Annotated in this window: 17 protein-coding genes; 6 read left to right on the forward strand and 11 right to left on the reverse strand. The window is 70.2% G+C overall.

Translation table 11 applies throughout. From position 1 onward, the window contains the following. Window positions 1-112: 112 nt before the first annotated feature. Complete coding sequence (locus ACFWYM_RS32840) at window positions 113-1687, reverse strand: MFS transporter (RefSeq protein WP_384845660.1); 1575 nt, start codon at window positions 1685-1687, stop codon at window positions 113-115. Between the two features lie 322 nt (window positions 1688-2009). Here ACFWYM_RS32840 and ACFWYM_RS32845 point away from each other — a divergent pair, with 322 nt between their 5' ends. The 4 genes from ACFWYM_RS32845 to ACFWYM_RS32860 all read left to right on the forward strand — a co-directional run bounded on the left by ACFWYM_RS32845 (window position 2010) and on the right by ACFWYM_RS32860 (window position 6713). Continuing rightward, entirely contained in the window at window positions 2010-2741 is a 732-nt protein-coding gene (locus tag ACFWYM_RS32845; RefSeq protein WP_384845662.1) for a TetR/AcrR family transcriptional regulator, read from the forward strand. Window positions 2742-2788: 47 nt separating this feature from the next. After that, window positions 2789-4456: a helix-turn-helix domain-containing protein gene (locus ACFWYM_RS32850; RefSeq protein ID WP_384845664.1), complete on the forward strand. Its 1668-nt coding sequence runs from the start codon at window positions 2789-2791 to the stop codon at window positions 4454-4456. A 23-nt stretch (window positions 4457-4479) separates the two neighbouring features. Next, window positions 4480-5049, forward strand: coding sequence for a transcriptional regulator (locus ACFWYM_RS32855; RefSeq protein WP_384845665.1), 570 nt, complete (start codon window positions 4480-4482; stop codon window positions 5047-5049). 209 nt (window positions 5050-5258) lie between these two features. Further along, window positions 5259-6713, forward strand: coding sequence for a serine hydrolase domain-containing protein (locus ACFWYM_RS32860; RefSeq protein WP_384845667.1), 1455 nt, complete (start codon window positions 5259-5261; stop codon window positions 6711-6713). A gap of 112 nt (window positions 6714-6825) precedes the next feature. Here ACFWYM_RS32860 and ACFWYM_RS32865 read toward each other — a convergent pair whose 3' ends face one another. Both ACFWYM_RS32865 and ACFWYM_RS32870 read right to left on the reverse strand, forming a co-directional pair. After that, window positions 6826-7560, reverse strand: a complete 735-nt coding sequence (locus ACFWYM_RS32865) for an SDR family NAD(P)-dependent oxidoreductase (RefSeq protein ID WP_384845669.1) — start codon at window positions 7558-7560, stop codon at window positions 6826-6828. A 52-nt stretch (window positions 7561-7612) separates the two neighbouring features. Then, on the reverse strand, window positions 7613-8239 hold the full coding sequence (locus ACFWYM_RS32870; protein WP_384845671.1) for a ScbR family autoregulator-binding transcription factor: 627 nt from the start codon (window positions 8237-8239) through the stop codon (window positions 7613-7615). Window positions 8240-8759: 520 nt separating this feature from the next. Between ACFWYM_RS32870 and ACFWYM_RS32875 the strand changes: the two genes are divergently transcribed. Then, window positions 8760-9755 (forward strand): ScbA/BarX family gamma-butyrolactone biosynthesis protein, encoded by a 996-nt coding sequence (locus tag ACFWYM_RS32875; protein ID WP_384845673.1) that lies wholly within the window; start codon window positions 8760-8762, stop codon window positions 9753-9755. Between the two features lie 51 nt (window positions 9756-9806). Here ACFWYM_RS32875 and ACFWYM_RS32880 read toward each other — a convergent pair whose 3' ends face one another. Continuing rightward, entirely contained in the window at window positions 9807-10997 is a 1191-nt protein-coding gene (locus tag ACFWYM_RS32880; RefSeq protein ID WP_384845675.1) for an IS701 family transposase, read from the reverse strand. A gap of 246 nt (window positions 10998-11243) precedes the next feature. Further along, complete coding sequence (locus ACFWYM_RS32885) at window positions 11244-12149, reverse strand: LysR family transcriptional regulator (protein WP_384845677.1); 906 nt, start codon at window positions 12147-12149, stop codon at window positions 11244-11246. A gap of 143 nt (window positions 12150-12292) precedes the next feature. Between ACFWYM_RS32885 and ACFWYM_RS32890 the strand changes: the two genes are divergently transcribed. After that, window positions 12293-12625 (forward strand): STAS domain-containing protein, encoded by a 333-nt coding sequence (locus ACFWYM_RS32890; protein WP_384845679.1) that lies wholly within the window; start codon window positions 12293-12295, stop codon window positions 12623-12625. 61 nt (window positions 12626-12686) lie between these two features. On the opposite strand, the gene ACFWYM_RS32895 is transcribed toward ACFWYM_RS32890, so the two are convergent. The 6 genes from ACFWYM_RS32895 to ACFWYM_RS32920 form a co-directional block, all read right to left on the reverse strand. After that, window positions 12687-14768 (reverse strand): glycogen debranching protein, encoded by a 2082-nt coding sequence (locus ACFWYM_RS32895; RefSeq protein WP_384845681.1) that lies wholly within the window; start codon window positions 14766-14768, stop codon window positions 12687-12689. Between the two features lie 6 nt (window positions 14769-14774). Continuing rightward, a complete protein-coding gene (locus tag ACFWYM_RS32900; RefSeq protein WP_384845683.1) occupies window positions 14775-16586 on the reverse strand; it encodes an AGE family epimerase/isomerase in 1812 nt (603 codons plus the stop codon). 66 nt (window positions 16587-16652) lie between these two features. After that, complete coding sequence (locus ACFWYM_RS32905) at window positions 16653-17264, reverse strand: DJ-1/PfpI family protein (protein WP_384845685.1); 612 nt, start codon at window positions 17262-17264, stop codon at window positions 16653-16655. Between the two features lie 90 nt (window positions 17265-17354). Then, the gene (locus tag ACFWYM_RS32910) at window positions 17355-17789 is read right to left on the reverse strand and encodes a hypothetical protein (protein WP_384845687.1); all 435 of its coding nucleotides are present in this window, start codon (window positions 17787-17789) and stop codon (window positions 17355-17357) included. A gap of 62 nt (window positions 17790-17851) precedes the next feature. Next, window positions 17852-19447, reverse strand: a complete 1596-nt coding sequence (locus ACFWYM_RS32915) for a thiamine pyrophosphate-binding protein (RefSeq protein WP_384845689.1) — start codon at window positions 19445-19447, stop codon at window positions 17852-17854. Window positions 19448-19505: 58 nt separating this feature from the next. After that, on the reverse strand, window positions 19506-20333 hold the full coding sequence (locus tag ACFWYM_RS32920; protein ID WP_384845691.1) for a type 1 glutamine amidotransferase domain-containing protein: 828 nt from the start codon (window positions 20331-20333) through the stop codon (window positions 19506-19508). Window positions 20334-20603 lie beyond the last annotated feature (270 nt).

Consider the following 20603-nt stretch of genomic DNA (forward strand, 5'->3'; position numbering starts at 1 on the left):
TGCGGGGCGACCCACCCGGACCATCCTCATCCGGGGGTCGCCCCGCTGTTGTGCGCCGGACCGGAGTCCGGCACACAACGGGCAGCGAATCGTGGCCGCCTGCCTGCCGGGCTCAGCGGTCGGCTTCGGCCCCGTTCGCCGCGACCTCCTTCTGCAGTACGGGCTCCGCGACAACACCGTCCTGGCCGTCGTCGGCCGCCCCGGCACTCTGCCCCTCGGCGTCCCCTTCCGCGAGCGCCCCGTCCTTCGGGGTGCGCATCAGGAAGACGGCCAGGATCGCGGCGGCCACGACACCGGCGGCGCCGGCGAGGAAGCTCGCCTGCATGCCGTCGGAGAAGGCGTCGCGCGCCGTCTCGATGAGCGACTTGTCGCCGGTGGCGAGCGCTCCCTGGATGGACTCCTTGGCGGTGTCGGACGCGCCGTCCGGCATGCCTCCCTTGTAGGTGCTGGTCAGGACCGAGCCGAGGACGGCGACACCGAGGGCGGCACCGGCCTGCTGGATCGTGTCGTTGAGCGCGGAGCCGACACCGGCGTGCTCGCCGGGCACCGCACCCATCAGGGCCGCGATGACCGCGGGCATCGCCAGACCGGAACCGGCACCCATCAGCAGCATGGCGATGATGAGCGGCGTCCAGCCGTCACCGACGGACAGCGTCGACAGGACCGCGAACCCGCCGGCGATGACCAGCAGACCCGCCACCGCGACCGGCCGGTTGCCGGTCTTCGGGATCAGCGCCGAGCCGACGCCGTTGAAGATCAGCGTGGCCACGGCCAGCGGCGTGAAGGCCAGACCGGTCTCGGTGGGCGTGTACTTGAGGACGTACTGCAGGTACTGGGTGAGCACCAGCATCAGACCGCCGTTGGCGAACGTCAGCAGCACCAGCGAGAAGCTGGATCCTGTGAACACCCGGTTCTTGAACAGGCTCAGCGGCACCATCGGCGACTCGACGCGGGCTTCCCAGATGCCGAAGCCGACCAGCGAGACGACGGCGACGGCGAGCGCGATCTGCACGTTCGTGTGACCGAGGCCGTCCTTGGGCAGCTCGTTGATGGTCCACACGAGCGCGGCCATGCCGATGACCGACAGGACCATGCCGAACGGGTCGGCCTTGCGCCAGGGCCCCTTGGACTCGGGCATCAGGATCAGCGCGGAGATGATCGCCAGGATCGCGATCGGGATGTTGATCAGGAAGACCGAGCCCCACCAGAAGTGGGCGATCAGCGCACCACCGAGGACCGGACCGCCGACCAGGCCCACCATGGCCACCGCGCTCCAGGCGGAGATCGCCTTGGGGCGCTCCTCCTCGTCGAAGACGGTGATGAGGATGGACAGTGTGCTCGGCATGACCAGCGCCCCGCCGATACCCATGAAGACACGGGCGGCGATGAGTTGCTCCGGGCTGTTGGCCCAGGTCGCCATGACGGATGCGGCGCCGAACACCACAAGGCCGATGATCATGACCTTACGGCGTCCGTACTTGTCGGACAGGCTTCCCGCGGTGAGCAGGAGACCGGCGAAGACGAGCATGTAGGACTCGAGGATCCACTGAACGTCCTGTGCCGTAGCCCCGATGTCCTCGGCGATCGGCGGCACGGCAACGGTCAGCACCATGTTGTCGATCACCAGCACGAGCGTGCTGAGGCACAGCACGATCAGGATGAGCCAGCGACGTGGATGACGTTCCATCTGAAAACCTTTCGAAACGGTGTGAGCCCGGCAAAGCGACCGAAGCCAGCGCCCAGTGCCAGTGGGGGTAGCTGCACCGGAAGTCAATTAAACCAACGTCCCGGTTTCTTTTCTAGTCGTCATCCAGCCATGAACCTCAGTCCCCCGGTAGTCGTGTGCTGAGTGGTCCACATCTCCTGTCCGTACGACCTGTCATGTGGGCCGTTGCGATGCGTACAGTGTTCGCAATACAGAGCACTGTACGCCACGTGGCACGGTGTGCGCTACCCCGCACGATGTGCGAATGTGGGGCTATCCTGAGGCGACGAAAAGAGGAGGCCACATGCCAGCCAAGGAGCCTGCGATCCAGTCGGTGTGGACCCGGCCGCGCCGCAGCCGCCGGGAGCAGCCGGCGCTGAGCCGCGAGCAGATCGTCACCGAGGCCGTCAGCCTCCTCGACGCGGAAGGCATCGAGGCGCTGAGCATGCGCCGGCTCGGCACCCGCCTGAACGTGGGCGCGACGTCGCTGTACTCGCACGTGGCCAACAAGGACGAGCTGGTCGAACTGGTCGTGGACGAGATCTACGGCGAGATGGACATCCGCCTCGACGACCCCGACGGCTGGCGTTCGGCCGCCGCGGGCGCGGCGGAGAGCCTGCGCGGCACGATCCGGCGCCACCCCTGGATGGCGTCGGTGCTCGGCGGCGCGGGCCTGTCCTACCTCGGCCCCAACATGATGCGGAACACCGACCGCCTGCTGGCCGTGCTCGAGGCGGGCGGCTTCAGCCTGACCGAGGCGGACCGCGCGATGAAGACGCTGATCGCCTACGTCCTCGGCTTCGGCACCAGCGAGGCGGCCTGGCTCACCGCGCTCGCCCGCAGCGGCAAGAGCCAGCAGGAGTGGGCGGAGAGCGTGTGGCCCACCGTCAAGGAGGCGGTCAGACCCTATCCGCGGCTGAGCGAGTGGTACGCCCAGCAGAACGCGTCCGACGACGGGGACGGATTCTCGTACGGTCTCGACCGGGTCCTGGACGGGCTCGAGGCACGACTTCGGAGCACGGCCGACGCCGTCTGACCGGACCTGCCCGGACCCCTAGATAGGCTGGGGCCCGTGGAGGACCGGTGACTGATTTCGACGCGATCGACGCGCTGCTCGCCCAGGCGCGCGAGGAGGCCGAACTCCCGTCCCCGCAGCGGCGGCGCGAGCTTCGCGAGAGCCTCGGCCTGTCCCGTGCGCAGGTCGCGGGCGCCCTCGGGGTGAGCCCGTCGACCGTCGGGGGATGGGAGACGGGACGCGATCCCGCGGGTGGCATCCGCGACAAGTACGCGTACTTCCTCGAGGGCGCGGAGGCCAAGCTGCGCGATCGGGCCGCTGCCGCTGCCGCTGCCGCTGCGGCGGCCGAGGGGCCGGGGCACGGCGCCGACGGGATCGACGCGACCGACGGGATCGGCGGGAGCGAAGAGGCCGGGCTCAAGGAAGCGGACGCGGCCGGGGAGTTCGACGGGGCCGACGACGCCGACGAGGCGCGGGAGCTCGCGGCCGCACAGCCCTGTGTCCTGTGCGGGCATCCGGCCACGCACCAGATGGCGGGCTTCCCCCAGCACCTGGACCCGGCCGAGTGCGAGGCGGCCGCGCGCCCCCGGCCCGAGGCTCCGGCGGCCGAGGTCCCGGCTCCCGAGGCTCCCACTGCCGACTCCCCGGTGACTGGCCGAGAATCGCCCCCGCGGGCCCCGGAACACCAGGGGCGCACCACGCGCACCACCAAGGTGGTCCCCGTGGGACGGCGCGCCCAGGCGGCATCCGACGTTCCGGATCTCATCGGCCATGCGGTGCACGCCGCCCTGACCAAGCATCAGGGCGACAGCGACGCGGCCGGCGCGGAGCTGCTCAAGAACGCGATCCGGGACGCGATGGCCCTGCTCGACGAGTGCCGCAAGGGCGGGCGCTACGACATCGTGGCCCACCCGCCGCTGCCGGACGTGCTGCGCAAGAAGAGCAAGACCGGGCCGGACGAGATCTGGGAGGCCCGCCCCAAGTGGACCCGCCCCGAACTGCCCGCCGGGCGCCACGAGGTGACCGCGCTCGACATCAACGGCGCCTATCTCTCGGCCCTGAAGACCCATCTGCCGATCGGCGCCCTGGAGTACGGCGAGGGCGACCACCACGACCGGCGGCGCGCGGGCGTCCACCTCATCACCCCGCCCGAGTGGGACCACGACGCGCTGCTGCCCAACCCGATCGGCAACCGCGACGAACCGGGCCCGCTCTGGGTCACCGAGCCGACCCTGCGGCTGCTGCTGCGCTGCTCCCGGGCTTCGTACGGGCTGTGCGACCGGCCGGTGATCCACGAGTCGTGGACGTCCGGCGCCACCGAGGGGCTGCTGGAGAAGTTCCGGGTGGCCCTCAAGGACGCGCGCGACGCCGCGATCGCCGAGGGTGACGAGGTGACGCTCGAATACGTGAAGGCCATGTACTCGAAGTTCGTCTCGACGATGGGCGAGTCGAACTACAACCGGGAGCTGTACCGCCCCGACTGGATGCACCTCATCCGCTCCCAGGCGTTCGCCAACCTCTGGCTGAAGGCATACAAGGCGTACGACGAGGGGCTGACCGTCGTGCGCGCCATGGGCACCGACGAGCTGCACGTCATCGGTGACTGGCAGCATGTCTTCACCGAGGGCCGCGGGGTCACCGAGGTGAAGGTGAAGGACGTCTACGCCATCGGGACGGGCCCGCAGCAGGACCTCGCATCCGAGCCCGTATCCGAGCCCGCTCCGGACCAGGACTGAGCGGAAAGCGCCGATAGGACGTCATGCCAGAGTTCACCCACGAATTCGGAAAGTTCGGCGCCCGCGGGCTCGAGGGCGGCGAGGCCGTCGGCCGGCAGCTCGACCGCCTCGTCGAGACCATCGCCTCGCCGGTCACCACCCGCCGCGGCCTGCTGGCCCGCCTCCACTATCTGACCCGCACCCCGCACGCCCGGGCCGCCGCCCGCGCGGCCGGGCTGACCGTCACCGACCGCACCCTGAACGCCTGGCTGGCCGAAAAGCGCAGTCCCTCGAAGGCCAACCTGCAGCGCGTCGACGAGGCGTACCGGACGGTGCGCCGCCAGAACGTGGCGCGCCATCTGCTGCGCCGACTGAACGCGCGCGGGGGCACGCGCATCGAGATCCATCCCCTCAACCAGTCCCAGGTGGACCGCCGATTCCAGCGCGTCATGGAGTTCCGCACCCTCAATATCCGCAGGTGGGACCGTATGGTCCGGGCCTGGGCGGACGGGGACGGGACCGGGCTGCAGAGCGAGTGGGTGGACCAGATCGTCGAACTCGGCTCGCAGTGGGGCCAGTACGAGTACGTGACGCACGTGGGCTTCGCCGCGTAGCGAACGGCTACCTCACTCTTCCCTGGCCGAAGGCCAACTGGAAACAAAACCGGAAGGTTGGTTTCATAGGGGGAGGGTCACGGCACGAAGCGAACGCCGTTCCGGGTTGCGTACAGCGTTCGCTGCTTGTACGGTGTTCGGTATGGCGCACACCGTACGGGTCGTGCGGTGAAACCCCCCACGAGTCCGAACCAGCAAAGGAAGAGATCATGTCGAAGAACGTGACCTGGGACGAGGAAGGCAACTGGGAGGCCAAGGGGAGCTGGGGCACCAAGGACTCCGCGGGCCACGGCATCTATCTCGACCGCTGGCAGGCGCGCCTGGACAAGCTCCGCAAGGCCCACCACGTGCCCGGCGCGGCCCTCGCCATCGTGAAGGGCGGCGAGATCTACGAACTCGCCAGCGGCGTCCTGAACGTGGAGACCGAGGTCGAGGTCACCACCGACTCCGTCTTCCAGATCGGCTCCATCGCCAAGATCTACACCGCCACGATGGTGCTGCGCCTGGTCGACGCCGGCCAACTCGACCTGGACGCACGGGTGGTGGACGTGCTGCCCGAGTTCGCGACGCCCGACCCCGAGGCCACCGCCGTCATCACCGTGCGCCAGCTCCTCAGCCACACCGGCGGCGTCACCAACGACTTCACGTACGACTCCGGCCGCGGCGACGACTGCCTGGAGAAGTACGTCGAGGCCGCGCGCGAGGTCGCCCTGGACTGCCCGCCCGGCTCCGCCGTCTCCTACGGCGGCCTCGGCTACATCGTGCTCGGCCGGATCATCGAGGTGATCACCGGCAAGACCTGGGACGAGGCGCTGCAGGAGCTGCTCGCCGAGCCGCTCGGCCTCACCCACACCGTCACGCTGCCCGAGCAGGCGCTGCGCTTCCGGGCCGCGATGAGCCACCTCGGCGACCCCGGCAAGACCCCCGACCCCGCCCCGGCCTGGGACCTCATGCCCCGCTCCGCCGGACCCTACGGGCGGGTCATCGCCTCGGCCGCCGACGTCGCCCGGCTCGCACTGATGCACCTCAACAACGGCACCGCGTCCGGCGGCGGCTCCGTCCTTTCGCCGCAGAGCGTCGCCGCCATGCAGCACCGCGAGGTCGACGTGCCCGACAAGTGGACGGTCAGCTCGGACGGCTGGGGCCTCGGCTGGACCCTGTACAACTGGCACGGCGTTCCCGGCTTCGGCCACGACGGCGCCTCCATCGGCCAGTACGGCTACCTGCGCGTGGTGCCCGAGGCGGGTGTGGCGCTGGTCCTGCTCACCAACGGCGGCAGCGCCCGGCCCCTGTACGCCGAGCTGTTCCGTGAGCTCCTCTCCGAACTCGCCGGTGTCACGATGCCGGAGCCCTTCGGCCCGTCCGACAAGCCCGTCGCCGTCGACATGAGCCGCTACGTGGGCACGTACAAGCGCGAAGGCGTCGTCATCACGGTCTCCGAGCAGGACGGGAAGGCGCGCCTGCTCTACGAGTTCGTCGACGGCATGAAGGACATGTCGCCGCCGCTGGACATGGAGATGCTGCCGGTGGAGGAGAACGTCTTCGCCGCGTCCGGCGCGGGCCCGTCCTTCGCCGAGGACTACATGCCGGTCGTCTTCTCCACCATGGTCGACGGCACCAAGTGCTGCTACATCGGCATGCGGTGCGCCCCGAAGGTCGGCTGACCCCCGTCCCGCCCCTCGACCACTGAGGCCGGTCATCCCCCGTGTCGGCCGCGCGGCTGGTCCCCCTGTCCTTCATCGGGCAGGGGGACCAGACGTGTTGGAGGGCGGCCGGTCAGACGGCGCTGCAGCCGCCGTCGACCGGGACCGCGGCGCCGGTGACGAAGGACGATTCGGCGCTGCACAGCCAGGCCGCGGCCCGGGCCACCTCAAGGGGGTCGGCGAAGCGCCGCTGGATGGCGCGGGCCGCCGCGGCCTTCCGGAGATGCGGCACGTCCCGCAGCGCCTCGTCGGTCAGATCGGTGCGGGTGTTGCCCACCATCAAGGCGTTGACCCGGATGCCGTGCTCGCCGTACTCGGCGGCCGCGGCCCGCGTCAGGCCGAGCACGGCGTGCTTCGCGGCCACGTACGGCGCCACCGCCCCGGTGGCGAACGAGCCCGCGGTGGACGAGGTGTTGACGATCGCGCCGCCGGAACCCTGGTCCAGCATCACCGGGATCTGCTGCTTCAGGCAGTTCCACACGCCCCGTACATTGACGTCCATGACGCTGTCGAAGACGGCGTCGTCCAGCTTGTGCAGGGGCGTGCCCATCGCACCCCAACCGGCGTTGTTGAAGGCGGCGTTGAGCGTTCCGAAGGTGTCCACCGTCATGGACACCGCCCGTTCGACGTCGGCGCCGGAGGTCACGTCGCCGACGGCCACGAGGGCCCGCCCCCCGGCGGCTTCGATCTTCTGCGCGAGGGCGCGTAACCGGTCGCCCCTGCGGGCCATGAGCGCCACGGCGGCCCCTTCCGCGGCGAACAGCTCGGCGGCCGCGGCACCGATGCCGCTGGACGCTCCCGTGATCATGACCGTTCGTCCGGCCAACCGTCCCTGAGTGCCTTCCATCCCCACCTCATCGCTATCGCTGGTTCCGCATCCGCTCCGCGCTGTAGTCGATGGTCTTCTGGACACTGGGCACGGCGAGCCCCGGGAGCAAGCATTGCCACATCTCCTCGAACCACTTGGGCAGGTCGGCGCGGCCGGTCTCCATCTGGGCGTACATCTGCAGACCTGTGCAGGCGCTGACCAGCAGACGCGCGTACAACTCCACATCCGTCCCGGCCCGCAGCTCACGCTTGTGCTTCGCGATCTGCAGCTGGTCGGCGAACAACTTGGCGAACTGCCGGTGCGAGTTCGACTCCGGGGGCATGAAGTACTCCTGGTCCATGACCAGTCGGGCGCCCGCGAGTGCGATCGGGTTCTCCAGCACTTGCTGGGCCCATGCCAGCGAGATGTCGACGGCTCCTTGCAGCCCCTGCCCTGAGACGTCCGGCCGGATGAGGGTCGGCTGGTTGTTGATGATCTCGCGGGCCAGCTCCTCCTTGGAGGAGAAGTGGAAGTACACCGCCCCCAGTGTCACGCCGGCCCGCTTGGTGATCTCCCTCATGCTGGCGCCCTTGTAGCCGAGCTCGTCGAAGGCCACGGCCGCCGCTCGGAGGATCTCCCCCCGGGTCTTCAGGGCGCGTTCTTGCTTTGGTTCGGCCATGGGGCGCCCCTGTCTCTTCGTACATTAAAGCGAACGGCCGTTATTTTACCTCCTCTTGGGGTGTGTGCGCCAGGGCCCCGCGCGGTCCGGTGGCGCGATCTCGCTCTTTGTCCGTGAGGTGCCGGGCAGTCAAGTCCGTTGCCGCCGACGAGAGTTGGCCGTTGTTGCGGCGGCACCCCCGGTGTGGCGGCGGAATGGCTGAGTCCGGTCCGGGGTGAGTGGCGGTCTTGCCTGGTGGATCCGGGCCCCCTGCCCCCGTGCGGTCGGCGCCCGAACGGCCCGCGCCGCACGCTGCGACGGCGTCGGTGGCGGAGGCGTGGCCCCGCACGGGATGTCCGGTGCGGGGCTCGCCAACGGCCGAATGTGCTCCTGGGGCAGTGCTCAGAACAAGCCAAGCCTCGACAACAAAAAGAACACTCGTTATGTTGTTCGAGGTGTGATCACGCCGGTGAACGGCGTGGCCGCGCCATATGAGATCGGCGAAACACTCATCCGCACTGACTCATGACGGGGGGCCTCTGTGCCTGTTTCAAGTCAGCTCGCACCTGTTGGCACGAGTTCGATAGCGGCGTGTCACGTAGGCAAGAAGCATGCTGTTGAAGTGCTGCCCATCAGCTGGGGCGCAGCAAGATCCGGCGCGTTCACCGTGACCGTCCAGTGGCCGGAGAACCACTCGTTCTACGTCGAGGGCGGAAGCTACCGGCCGCTACTCGTCACGGAGAGCCTGCGGCAGGCCGTGATCCTGCTCAGCCACGTGGTGTATGACGTGCCGCTCGGGCATCGAGTCAGCATGGCGCGTCTGTGGTTCAGGGTCAGCCCCGCAGCGCTGCGCGTGGAGGGCGGCCCTGCCGAAGTGGAACTCGTGGTCACGCCCGTCTCGGTCGAGCGCCGCAGGGGTGGCTCGGTCATGTTCGTCTCGAGCGTGACGGCCGTAAGGGACGGGCAGTTCGTGGGGGAGGGCGAGATCCACTACGGCACGCACCCGCCGGCCATCTACGATCGCCTGCGGGGCTCCTACGCGAACGTGAGCGAGACATTCGAGCGGGCCCCCGCACCCGCCGCACCGGTTGTGCCGTCTCTGGTGGGCCGCACCAGCGCGAAGAACGTGGTCCTGTCGCCGACGAACGCGGCGCATCAGTGGCTGCTCAGGGTCGACACGACGCACGGCGTCCTCTTCGATCACCCCCACGACCACGTCCCGGGCATGGTCCTGCTCGAGGCGGTCGACCAGGCCGCGCGGGCCACGCTGGGCTGTGCCGGGCCGTTCGCGTTCGACACCACGTTCCACCAGTACGTCGAATTCGACCGGCCGTGCCTGCTGCGGGTGGAGCGGGCGGCGCCGGACGACGAGGGCCAACCCCGGCTGCTCGTCCGTGCGTTCCAGGCGGATCGGCTTGCCCTTTCCGGCCTGGTGACCACCGCGGCGCAGCCCGTGCTGGCCGCCGTGCCGAGTCAGGTCACGAGGGCGTCCGGGCCCGCACGAAGGATGAGTGAGGCCGCGGGCGCCATGGCGTGACCCGTCGCCGCCTGCGCGTGGTGGATCAGCCTCGCCGCTCCGCCCCGTTCCTCAAGGGGCGGAGCTCTCGGGCTCCCACCCGAACCGGTCGAAGGCCGACGCCGCCGACACCATCGTCATGTGGTGGTGCCAGCCCCGGAAGGAGCGGCCCTCGAAGTCCCGCAGCCCGAGCGACTCCAGGGCCTGCAGCTCGTCCTGGGTCCGCTTGACGAGGCGGGCCCGGGTCATGACCGACTCGACCCCCTGGTCGGCGAGGCTCGTCACCCAGAAGCGGGTGGGTACCCCGGTCGGCGAGAGCTCACTGAGCAGCCGCACCTCGCGGAAGGGGCGGGCCTCCGCCCCGGTGGTGCCGTCGGCCCAGGCGTCATGGGCCGGGAGCCGGACCGCGGACGAGATGATCTTCGGGTGCCGGGGGGCGCCGTCGGCTCCGGCGCGGCGGCGGTGCAGACGCAGGAACACGTACTCCAGGGCCGACATGGCACGCCCCAGCGGGCCGCCGAAGTGGGGCCTGGACGGCGAGTTGGCGCTGATCGGCGCGCCGCCGGACACCTGGAGCGAGCCGTCGACCTCGAGGGCGAAGCCGAGGCCCCGCTCGCCGAGCCCGCAGATCAGCCGGTCGGCGTCCGGCAGCGAGCGCAGGTCCGCCACCACGGGCGCCGTGGGGCCCTGCCAGGGGCCCGCCAGCTCGTCGAGCATCTCCAGGAAGTCGGTCGACTGCGGATTGGCGTTCACCCCCTCGGGGATGTACGCGGCCTCCCTGCGCTCCGCGTCGGCGAGCCACTGACGCGACAGCAGCAGCCGCCAGTTGACCGGGACGCCCGCGTGCCGTGTCGCCTGCACCACCGCCAGGCCGATCTGGGAGTTGACCAGCCGTCCCTCCTCCGGCAGGAAGTGGCGGCCCACGCCCACGGAGCGGTCCCCGCGCTTGGGTATGGCCGTGCGGGCGAGCACCCACGCCTGCACCTCGTCCCTGCGGTTGAGGTAGCTCACCAGCTCGCGGCGGACCGGACCCCAGCCCCACGGGCTCTGGTTGATGAACTGCTGCAGCGACTGGTGGGCGGGCAGTGACAGCACGTCCTCGGCGATGCGACGAACCGTCTTCTTTCCTTCGACGGCGAGCAGACCCCGCAGATAGACCTCGGCCCAGCGGCGCTGGTCCACTCGCGGCATCGGCCGGAAGACCTCGCCGGCGTAGGAGGAGAGCACATCGCGCACCAAGACGGCACCGGATTGCACGGACATCGTGTTACCCCCGTTTTCATCCGTGAGCATTCTGCCCCGCGGAGGTTTTCCCGGAAAAAAGTTGAACCCTCGTAATTATCAGAGGGGTTCAGGGGGGCGGCAATGCAGACTGCACGAAGTATCGCGGGATCGGGGACTCGTGTTCGACGCCGGGGGTACGCTTTCTCTTTTGTGCTCCCGGTGTCGCGCAAACATTTCCGGAGCGTTTTCGTCAACTGTCGGCGGGTGTTCTTGCGCACAGTCCGTTCACGCGTCGCGGGACTCGTCGCGCACCTGGAAGCAGCAGCGCACGAAGTCCCGCACCGCGGGGTTGTCGCCGCCGGACTTCGGCCAGGCGACACCGACCTGACTGGGGCTCACGCCCGAGACGGGGCGGTAGACGACGTCCGGGCGCTGGTAGAAGCGGGCCGTCGCCTCGGGGGTCAGGCTGATGCCGTACCCGTTGGCGATCGCGGTCAGCCACTCGTCCGGGTTGTGGGCCACCGTTCCGATCCTGACGGGGTGTCCTTCGCGCTCGTCCGAGGCCAGCCAGTACTCGCGCCACCACCCGGACTCCTCCGGGGTGGCGACGAACGGCTCGTCGAACAGGTCCCGGAACTCGACCACCGGCTCGCCGGCGAGACGATGGCTCGCGGGCAGCGCGATCCAGCGGTCCTCGGTGATCAGCGTCTCGATCTGCAGGGCCTCCTGGCCGGGGAAGGGCAGGCGCAGCAGCCCCACGTCGGCGTCGCCCGAGGCGAGTCCGGCCGTCGGGTCGGTCCACTCGGTCTGCCGCATGTGCACCCGCCAGCCCGGCCGGCGCCGGGCGAACTCGGCGACGATGCGCTGGGTCGACTCGTTGGCGGCGCTGGCCACGAAGCCCACCCGGAGCAGCCGGGCCTCGCTGCTGGCCGCGGACCGGGCCGCGTTCAGCAGGGCGTCCCACGACGCGAGCAGAGCGGGCACCTCCTGGTGCAGTTCCCGTCCGGCCCGGGTGAGTTCCATCCCGGTGCGGCTGCGCTCGAACAATTCCATGCCGAGCTGGTTCTCCAGCTGTTTGATCTGTTTGCTCAGTGACGGCTGCGCGATGAACAGCCGCTCGGCGGCCCGGGTGAGATGACCCTCCTCGGCGACCACGGCGAAGTATCGGAGGAGGCGGGTGTCGATATCCATGAGGTCAGGCTCCGTCGGCCATGAAGTCAGGCTATGGAAGCGGGTATTGGACCGGGCCGGGTGCGTGGCGCGAATCTTGAAGTGCAAGGAAAACAAGCACTCCCCGACGGGGCCCAGGCCCTCTGAGAACTAGGACGGTTGTCATGTCTTTCCACGCTTCTTTCGGCATCCAGGGTGCGGCCACGGTCCTGAGCGTCGCCGGCGAGGTGACCGACGCCGACATCCGCGAGCTGCGGGCGGTCGTGGACGCGGCGGTGGCGCAGCGCTCGCGCCGCCTGGTGATCGACCTGTACGAGGCGACGCAGCTGGCCCCGGCGGCGGTGCGCTGCCTGGCCTTCGCCCAGCAGCAGCTCCCGGCCGGTGCGCAGATCGTGGTCGAGGGCGCCGCCCCGCACCTGCGGCACCGGCTGACCCTCGCCGGGCTCGACCGCTCCATGACCATCGTCGCCGCCCCGGCGCTCGCCACCGCCGCCTGAGCCCCGTCCCCATGGGAGCCGCGGCCCTCATCCCGCACCACCGAGGAGGGCCGCGGCGGTCTCAGCCGCCCGGCGGAACGGGCCGGGCCACCAGCGCGGCCATCGCGTGCGCGGCGAGCAGCAGACGGCGACCGGACTCCGGCTCGGTGCCGGGGCGATACGCGTCGCGCCCCTCGGCGGCGCCGGTGTCGGCGAACAGATGCCAGCGCGTGCCCGGGGGAGCCTCGGGCAGCTCCAGCTCCCGAGGAACGGAACCGGTGTTGGCCGCGAGGTGCACACAGTCGACGTCACCGTCCTGGCCGCGGTCGTAGAGCAGCACGGAAAGCAGTGTCGAACCGGGAGACCAGTCCGGCTCCCAGGGGCGTTCACCGTGCCAACTCACTTGTGGATACGCCCAGTTGTGGCGGGCCCGGTCATCGGGGTGCGCGGTGCGCCGCAGCACCCGGTGTGCCCTGCGGAAGGCGAGGCAGCGCTCGGTGAACCGCAGCCGGCCCCCATGGCTGTCCGCGAACGACCAGTCCACCCAGCCCACCGGGGTGTCCTGGCCATAGGTGTTGTTGTTGCCGTCCTGGGTGCGTGCGAACTCGTCGCCCGCGAGGAGCATCGGGATCCCCTGGCTCGCGAAGAGCAGCAACAGGGCGCCGCGGGCCTGGCGTTCGCGCAGTTCCCGGATGTCCTGGCGGTCGGTGGGGCCTTCGTGCCCGCAGTTCCAGCTCTCCTCGTCGGGGATCCCGTCGAGGCCGCCCTCCCCGTTGGCCTCGTTGTGGCGTCGGTCGTAGGAGGTCCAGTCGGCGAGAGTGAGGCCGTCATGGCAGGTGATGTAGTTGACCGAGGGGACCGCGCCGCGGCCCGCGTACAGGTCGGGGGAGCCGACCAGGCGCGTCGCGAACTCGGCGGTGGAGCCCGGCCGGGCGAGCAGGAACCTGCGGATCGCGTCGCGGTAGCGCATGTTCCACTCGCCCCAGCGGTGGTACGAGGGGAACGTGCCGACCTGGTAGCTGCCCGCCGCGTCGGTCGCCTCCGCGATCAGCCTGCGGTGGGCGAGCACCGGGTCGTGGGCGATCGCCTCGAGGAGCGGCGGGTTGGCGAGCAGCTCGCCGTCGGTGCCGCGGGCGAGCACCGACGCCATGTCGAAGCGGAACCCGTCGACGTGGTACTCGGTCACCCAGTACCGCAGGCAGTCCAGGATGAACGCCCGGGTCAGCGGGTGGTTGCCGTTGACCGTGTTGCCGGTGCCGGTGATGTTCACCGGGGCGCCGTCCGGGCCGAGCAGGTAGAAGGCGGCCTCGTCCAGGGCGCGGAACGACAGGGTGGGGCCGCGGTGGTCGCCCTCCGCGGTGTGGTTGAACACCACGTCGAGGACGACCTCGATGCCCGCCCGGTGCAGTTCCCGCACGAGTTCCTTCAGCTCGCGCTGCGGACCGCCCGGCCTCTGGTCGACGGCGTAGCCCGCCTTCGGGGTGAAGAAGCCGACGGTGTTGTACCCCCAGAAGTTGTGCAGGGGCTGCCCCGTGGCGGGGGACGTATAGGTGTTGTCGGTCTCGTCGAACTCGAAGACCGGCAGCAACTCCACGCAGTTCACGCCCAGTCGGCGCAGATAGGGGATCTTCTCGCGCAGCCCCGCGTAGGTGCCGGGACGGTGCACCCCCGCCGACTCGTGCCGGGTGTAGCCGCGCAGATGCGTCTCGTACAGGACGAGCTCGTCGTCCGGGACGCGCGGCGGGCGGTCGCCCGCCCAGTCGAAGGGAGCCTCGTCCGGGATCACGCAGCGGTAGCGCGGCCGCTCGCCCCATTCCCCCGCGCCCGCGAGGGACTTGGCGTACGGGTCGAGGATCACCGGGGAGGTGGCGCCGTCCCCGTACTCGACGCGGAAGCCGTAGTGGAAGCGGCCGGGCGCGAGGCCCTGCACGGTCATGGTGAAGACCGTGCCGACCCGGAAGGCGGGCGGGAACGGCAGCTCGGCGACGACGCCGCCGTCCGCCGGGTCCAGCAGGACCAGGCGCATGCCGTGCGCCGTCGACGAGTTGACCGCGAAGTGCACGCCGCCCGGCACGACGGTGGCCCCCGGCGGCTGCGTGCTGCTGCCGGGGGCCGGTCGCAGGCCGAGGGCATCGGCGGGGGAGCGGACTGTGGTGACGGACATGCGGCACTACCCCTTCACGGGCCGGACGCGGGCCTTGACGCGCAGCGGCTCCGCCGACGCGGGCAGCTTGATCGCCATCGTCTCGGCGTCGAAGTCGTGGTACGGGGCGCCGTCGATCGTCACCCGGTCCAGGACGACGTGCCCGGCGGGGAACACGTCCGGCGCGACCCGCAGCAGATTCCCCGGGTACGAGGCGCCGGGACCGGGCCGGAAGTACAGGTCCAACGGCTCGTGGTGCACCAGGAGTTGGGTGTATACCTCGGCGAGGAAGCAGAGCTCCGCCTTGTGGTACATGGCCATGGCGTGGCTGCCCTTGAGCCGCTCGTTGCCCACCAGGTACGGCAGCCCCTGCGCGAGGACCGTGAAGAAGACGCCGCCCTCGTCGTGGTCGAGGAAGAAGGAGTTGTAGAAGGCCGAGGACTCCCGGGCGTGCCGCAGGAAGTCCTCGCGCTCCAGGCTGCCCGCCAGGATCAGATAGGCGAGGATGGCCTGCTCCTGCTGCCACCACGTCTTGCGGTCGTGCCACACGAAGTCGTGCCGGCCGCCCGCGGAGATGCGCTGCACCATGTCGTACCAGCCGCCGCGCTGGGCGTCCCGGCCCACCTCGGGCATGGCGGTGCCGAGCTGGTCGGCGAGGGCGAGGTACTCGCGCTTGGGCAGCGTGCCCTGCATGCGCATCAGGTTCCACGCGATCTTGAGGTTGTGCCCCACGACGGCGCGGTCCTGCTGCCAGCCCCACTCCCGGTCGGGCGACCAGTCGGCGTGGAAGCGCTCCTGGACGAACGGGCTGGACTCCTCCGGCATGTGCGTGACGATCATGTCGAAGGTGTGCTCCAGCATCTTCCGGTACCGCTCCTCGCCGGTGGCCAGGAAGAGGTTGAACAGGTAGGCGGGAGCGTGGTCGCCCACGGAGTTCCAGTTCTTGCGGGCGCGGTTGGGGCCGAGGGACTCGTGGTACGGGCTGAGCGTCACCGGGTCGATGTGCGAGTAGTAGCCGCCCAGGCGCCGGTCACGGAAGAACTTGTCGAACAGCGCCACCGTGGACTCGATGTCCCCGAGCAGCTCCGGGGAACCGGTCAGCCGGTACGTCTGGGTCAGCCCGACCAGCGCGTAGATCTGCTCGTACGCGGGGATGGCGCGGTAGTCGTCGCCGAACTCCGAGGCGAACAGCTGGTGTTCACGTCCGTCCGACACCTCGATGCCGTGGTACCAGTACACGACGCCCTCGTCGGGATCGACGTAACGCATGTGGTCGTGCAGATAGCGCGAGCCCGCCTCCGCGACCTCCAGCGCGTCCTCGTCGCCGGTCAGCATGTAGGCGCTGGCCATCCCGTAGACCATGCGCGAGATGGTGTCGGTCTCCTGGACGAGGTGCGCCGTCTTGCCGCCGCTGCCGCTGATCACCGTGCGGTAGTCGCCGAAGTCGACGGGCCCTGCACCGAACTGGGAGCGCCGGTAGAACGTGGCGATCTCCCGCAGCTGCTCGGTCCACCACCCCGGGCGCTCGAAGGGCCACTCGCCCGACTCGTCGTTGACGAGCACCAGTTGGGACACCTGGAAGCGCAGACCGTCCGGGTCCGGGTACACCGGCCCGTAGCTGAACACGAAGCGGCCCGGGGTCAGCTGCGCGTACAGATCACCGCTCACGTCGTCGTAGGACTGGCCCAGGTTGCGCAGCCGCTGTGCATGGGTGGTCTCCGCCAGGTGCAGCGTGACGGTGGAGCCGTCGAGGGTGCGCAGCGTGACGCGGTTGCCGCGCCGGTCGATGACGTAGCCCGCCGTACTGTCGGAGAACGAGAAGCCGATCTCAGTGGCCACCGGTGGCCTCCTCCTTCTTCGTCTCTTTGCCCGAGCCCATGGCAGGGGCGAGGTGGTGACGGATCGTCATGCGGCGGCCTGATGCACCGGATCGAGCAGGTCGATGATGCTGCGGGCCAGCAGGTGGCACTCGGCGACCGTGCGGCTGGTCACGAGGTCCTCGTCCACCACGACGTCCTCGTTGGTGTACAGGGCGCCCATGTTGCGGACGTCCCCCACGAGGTTGTTGTGGCAGGTCACCTCGCGGTCGCGCACCAACTCGGGGCTGGATGTGATCAGTTGCAGCGCATGGCAGGAGAACGCCTTCACCAGCTGTGGCAGCCGGAAGGCCCGCCGCATCAGGTCGACGGCCGGGGCCGGCTCGTCCACGTCCTCGGTGTAGCGCAGCCGGTCGGCGACCTGCCCCGAGGGCACGATCAGCGCCGAGAAGCGGGACAGCTCCGCGTAGTCCAGGGACTCGAGGTCGCTGCTGACGGTCAGCGGCGCGCGCTGCTCGTGGCCGGTGAAGGTGAGCGAGGGCTGGCCCCACAACCGGGTCAGCAGGACGGTCTCGGCGCCCTCCTCGGCGAACCGGCGCCGGTAGTAGGCGATCTCTTCCTCGACGTAGTCGCTCTCCGTCAGGATGCCTATGCGGCGGCCGGTCAGCCGGGCGGGCGACAGGGGCAGGCTCGTGGTCATCGGTTCATTCCTCGGGGGTGGTGACGGACAGGAGACAGGCGGGTCCCGGCGCACGCCACGCAGTCGTGCGGGGACCCGCCTGCCGGGTCATCACAGGTGCGCGAACTCCGGCTCCGGAGCTGCCTGCGGGGTGGCGGGTGCGTCGGCCGTCACGGTGACGGTGCGCACCCGCAGCGAGCCGCCCGTGCGGACCAGCCACCACTCCAGGCGGACCGCGGGGAGGTGGTCCGTGCCCGGCAGGTCGACGCAGACCTGCGCGTGCACGGGCGACTTGACGGTGATGTCGAAGGCGGCGTCCGCGAGCCGGGTGTCGTCGAGCGGGGCGTGCGCCCCGGCCGCGTACCACCGGCGGAACTCGCCCTGCCCGCGCAGGATCCGGTCGGGCAGTTCGACGCGCAGCCCGTTGGCGAGCTGGGGCAGCAGCTGCTCCACGGGCGCGGCCGTGGCGAGCTGCTGGTGCCAGGAGCGTACGAACATCTCGATCGCGGACCCGGTCAGGCCCGGTCTGGTGATGCTGGTGGTCATGCCAGTGGTCCTTTCGCGCCAGGTGGCCAGGGGTGTCACCGCACGGCCCGACGGCCGGGGGGTCACTCCACGGCCAGGTCGATCAGGTACGGGCCGCGGTGGGCCCACAGGGCGTCGATCGCGTCCGCCACCTGCTCCGGCTTCTCCACCCGGCGCCCCGGCACCCCGAGGGACGCGCTCAGCTCGACGAAGCCGATGTCCGGGCGGGACAGGTCGAAGGCGGTGGGGGCGGCGTGCGCGGCGATGCCCTGCTCGCGCCAGTACTGCTCGATGTTGAGGTCGAGCAGCCGGTAGCGGCGGTTGTTGCAGATCACGAACTTCGCGTCGATGCCCTCGCGGGCGGCCGTCCACAGCGCCTGGATGGTGTACATGCTGCCGCCGTCGCCGGTGAAGCCGATCACCGGCAGCTCGGGCCGGGCCAGCTTCATGCCGAGGGCGCCGGGGATGCCGACACCGAGCGAGCCGCCGCGCGTCTGGAGGAAGCTGCCGGGTGTGCGGGGCGGCAGATGGCGGGCCAGCGGCCCCGACGCGGTCAGCGCCTCGTCGAAGACCGCGAGCTGCTGCGGCGAACGCTCGGCGAGCGTCCGCGCGAACAGGTCCATCAGCGACCCGTCACCGACCGCACCCTGGCCCGGCTCCGGCCGCGGACCGGCTCGCCAGCCCGGGCCCAGCTCCCGCGCGAGATCCGCCAGGGCCGCCTTCGGGTCGGCGACCAGGCCGATGTCGACGGGGAAGTTCTTGGCGATCTCGTAGGAGTCCAGGTCGATGTGGACGACACGGGCACCGGGCGCGAAGGGGCTCGACAGATCGGGGAACACCTCGGGGAAGACATACGTGCCGACGATGAGCACGGCGTCCGCGTCGGCGACCACGCGGGCGCTGTCCTTGCCGAACATGTGGCCTGTCTGCCCGCCGTACAGCGGATGTGTGGTGTCGAAGTTGACCTCCGAACAGTTCACCCCGAAGACCCGCGCCCCCAACCGCTCGGCGACCGTGGTGAGTTCGGCCTGCGCCCCGCTGGCCGCCACCCCGTCACCCATGAGGATCAGCGGGCGCTCGGCGTCCTTCAGGAAGGCGGCCGCCTGCGCGAGGGGCTCGGCGGCGGGCCGCGAGCGGGTGTCGGGCAGGGACGTGGGCAGAGCCGGCTCGTCGGTCAGCTCGTCCATCACATCGGCGGGCAGGACCACGACGACCGGGCCGCGCGGCGGCGTCATGGCGATCTTCACGGCACGGCGCAGCACCCGCAGCGTGGACGAGGGGTGCAGCACGCGCGTGGCGTACTTCGTCACGGGCTCCGCCATGCCGACGAGGTCGGCCGCCATCTGGCCGTCCATCGCGTCGTAGCGCACCCCGGCCTCGCCGACCAGGACCACGAGCGGGGAGCCGCCGCGCTTGGCCTGGTACAGCATGCCGATCCCGTTGCCCAGCCCCACCCCGCTGTGCAGCTGCACCAGGCCCGGGCGCTGCGCCGCGCGGGCGTAGCCGTCCGCCATGCCGACGGCGGCGCCCTCGTGCAGCGCGAGGACGTACCTCATGTCGTGCTGGGCGAGCTCGTCGAGGAACCCCTGCTCGACCGTTCCGGGGTTGCCGAACATGTACTTGATGCCGTCCGCCTCGAGCTGCTCGAAGAGGGCGGACTTCCCGGGCCTGGCGGGCATACGGGCGTTCCTTTCCGGGTGAACGGGGAGGCTGACGCGGGGAGTTGAGCGGAGCCGGCTACCAGCCGAAGCGGCGCAGTCCCGCCTCGAGAACCTCGACGAGCTTCTGGCCGCCGGGGATCGAGTCCGGCGTGGAGCGGGCCGTCACGAACGGGAAGTCGACGATGACAGAGGTCTCCTTGCCGACGTTGCCGTGGAAGGCGCCGTCGGGGCCGGTGGCGTCACGCAGGATGTACTCCAGCGGGTACGGCGGCGGACCCATGTTGAAGTCGACGCCGATGAACCCGGTGCCGTCCTTGTAGTCGTACTCCTTGGGGTGCCCGGTGACGTGCTTGCCCCACAGCAGGCTCGCCCGGCTCTCCAGGTCACGGGCGAAGGCGAGCACCGCGACCCCGTAACACTCGGCGAGGATCGGCTTGTTGGCCGTGACGAAGGCGATCGCGACCTCGTGCAGACGCTCGTTGTTGGCGAGGTCCACGATGGGGCCGCTGCCGCCCACGATGACCAGCGCGTCGAAGCCGGAGACCAGGTCGGTCAGCGCCGAGTCGAGGCGACGGTGGTAGTCCTCCAGCTCCCGCAGGTGGTTGAGGGCGCTGTAGTACGGGCGCTCGGGCACCAGGTCCGCCAGGCTGAGCGGGTTGTCGAGCCGGTCGGAGCCGTCCAGCTCCGAGGCGCGACGGGCCATGTCCCGGGTGGTCACCGAGCGGCCGAGCGGCGGGTCGATGTACTCCGGGTCCAGGCTCGGCGGCAGCGCCGTGGCCCGCTTGCCCGTGGGCGTCATGAAGGTGACCTGGTAGCCCCGCTTGTCGAACTCCTCGACGGGACCGACGAGTTCCTCTCCCCAATATCCGTATTCGGACAGCACAACAAGTATCCGCTTGGACACGAATTCCTCCATCAGATGTGCGCTGGAGCGATTTCCAGGCGCCGCCGGGATCCGGAAATTCTTTCCCCAGCAGGACAATCCGAGTAGAGCGTGCGGCCCGATCGAGCGGCAAGCGGCCCGCCCCGAGCGGCGACAACTTGTGGAAGTTAACCCAGTGGTGCCCGGCGACTTGTACGAGTTGACGCAGTGAGCTCAATTCTCGGCACCGGACTGCGACCAACTGGCCTGTCTTTCGCACTATTTCGGGGACCCCTCAAGAAGGGAGTAAGC

The organism is Streptomyces sp. NPDC059009, assembly GCF_042740175.1.
In the GTDB taxonomy this organism is placed as follows: domain Bacteria; phylum Actinomycetota; class Actinomycetes; order Streptomycetales; family Streptomycetaceae; genus Streptomyces.

Bases quoted from the DNA above. Each gene is read 5' to 3' on its own strand.
- ACFWYM_RS32885 (WP_384845677.1), bottom strand. From the start codon at position 12,149: ATGGATATCGACACCCGCCTCCTCCGATACTTCGCCGTGGTCGCCGAG.
- ACFWYM_RS32890 (WP_384845679.1), top strand. From the start codon at position 12,293: ATGTCTTTCCACGCTTCTTTCGGCATCCAGGGTGCGGCCACGGTCCTG.
- ACFWYM_RS32905 (WP_384845685.1), bottom strand. From the start codon at position 17,264: ATGACCACGAGCCTGCCCCTGTCGCCCGCCCGGCTGACCGGCCGCCGC.
- ACFWYM_RS32855 (WP_384845665.1), top strand. From the start codon at position 4,480: ATGCCAGAGTTCACCCACGAATTCGGAAAGTTCGGCGCCCGCGGGCTC.
- ACFWYM_RS32880 (WP_384845675.1), bottom strand. From the start codon at position 10,997: ATGTCCGTGCAATCCGGTGCCGTCTTGGTGCGCGATGTGCTCTCCTCC.
- ACFWYM_RS32895 (WP_384845681.1), bottom strand. From the start codon at position 14,768: ATGTCCGTCACCACAGTCCGCTCCCCCGCCGATGCCCTCGGCCTGCGA.
- ACFWYM_RS32860 (WP_384845667.1), top strand. From the start codon at position 5,259: ATGTCGAAGAACGTGACCTGGGACGAGGAAGGCAACTGGGAGGCCAAG.
- ACFWYM_RS32915 (WP_384845689.1), bottom strand. From the start codon at position 19,447: ATGCCCGCCAGGCCCGGGAAGTCCGCCCTCTTCGAGCAGCTCGAGGCG.
- ACFWYM_RS32865 (WP_384845669.1), bottom strand. From the start codon at position 7,560: ATGATCACGGGAGCGTCCAGCGGCATCGGTGCCGCGGCCGCCGAGCTG.
- ACFWYM_RS32840 (WP_384845660.1), bottom strand. From the start codon at position 1,687: ATGGAACGTCATCCACGTCGCTGGCTCATCCTGATCGTGCTGTGCCTC.
- ACFWYM_RS32870 (WP_384845671.1), bottom strand. From the start codon at position 8,239: ATGGCCGAACCAAAGCAAGAACGCGCCCTGAAGACCCGGGGGGAGATC.
- ACFWYM_RS32845 (WP_384845662.1), top strand. From the start codon at position 2,010: ATGCCAGCCAAGGAGCCTGCGATCCAGTCGGTGTGGACCCGGCCGCGC.
- ACFWYM_RS32910 (WP_384845687.1), bottom strand. From the start codon at position 17,789: ATGACCACCAGCATCACCAGACCGGGCCTGACCGGGTCCGCGATCGAG.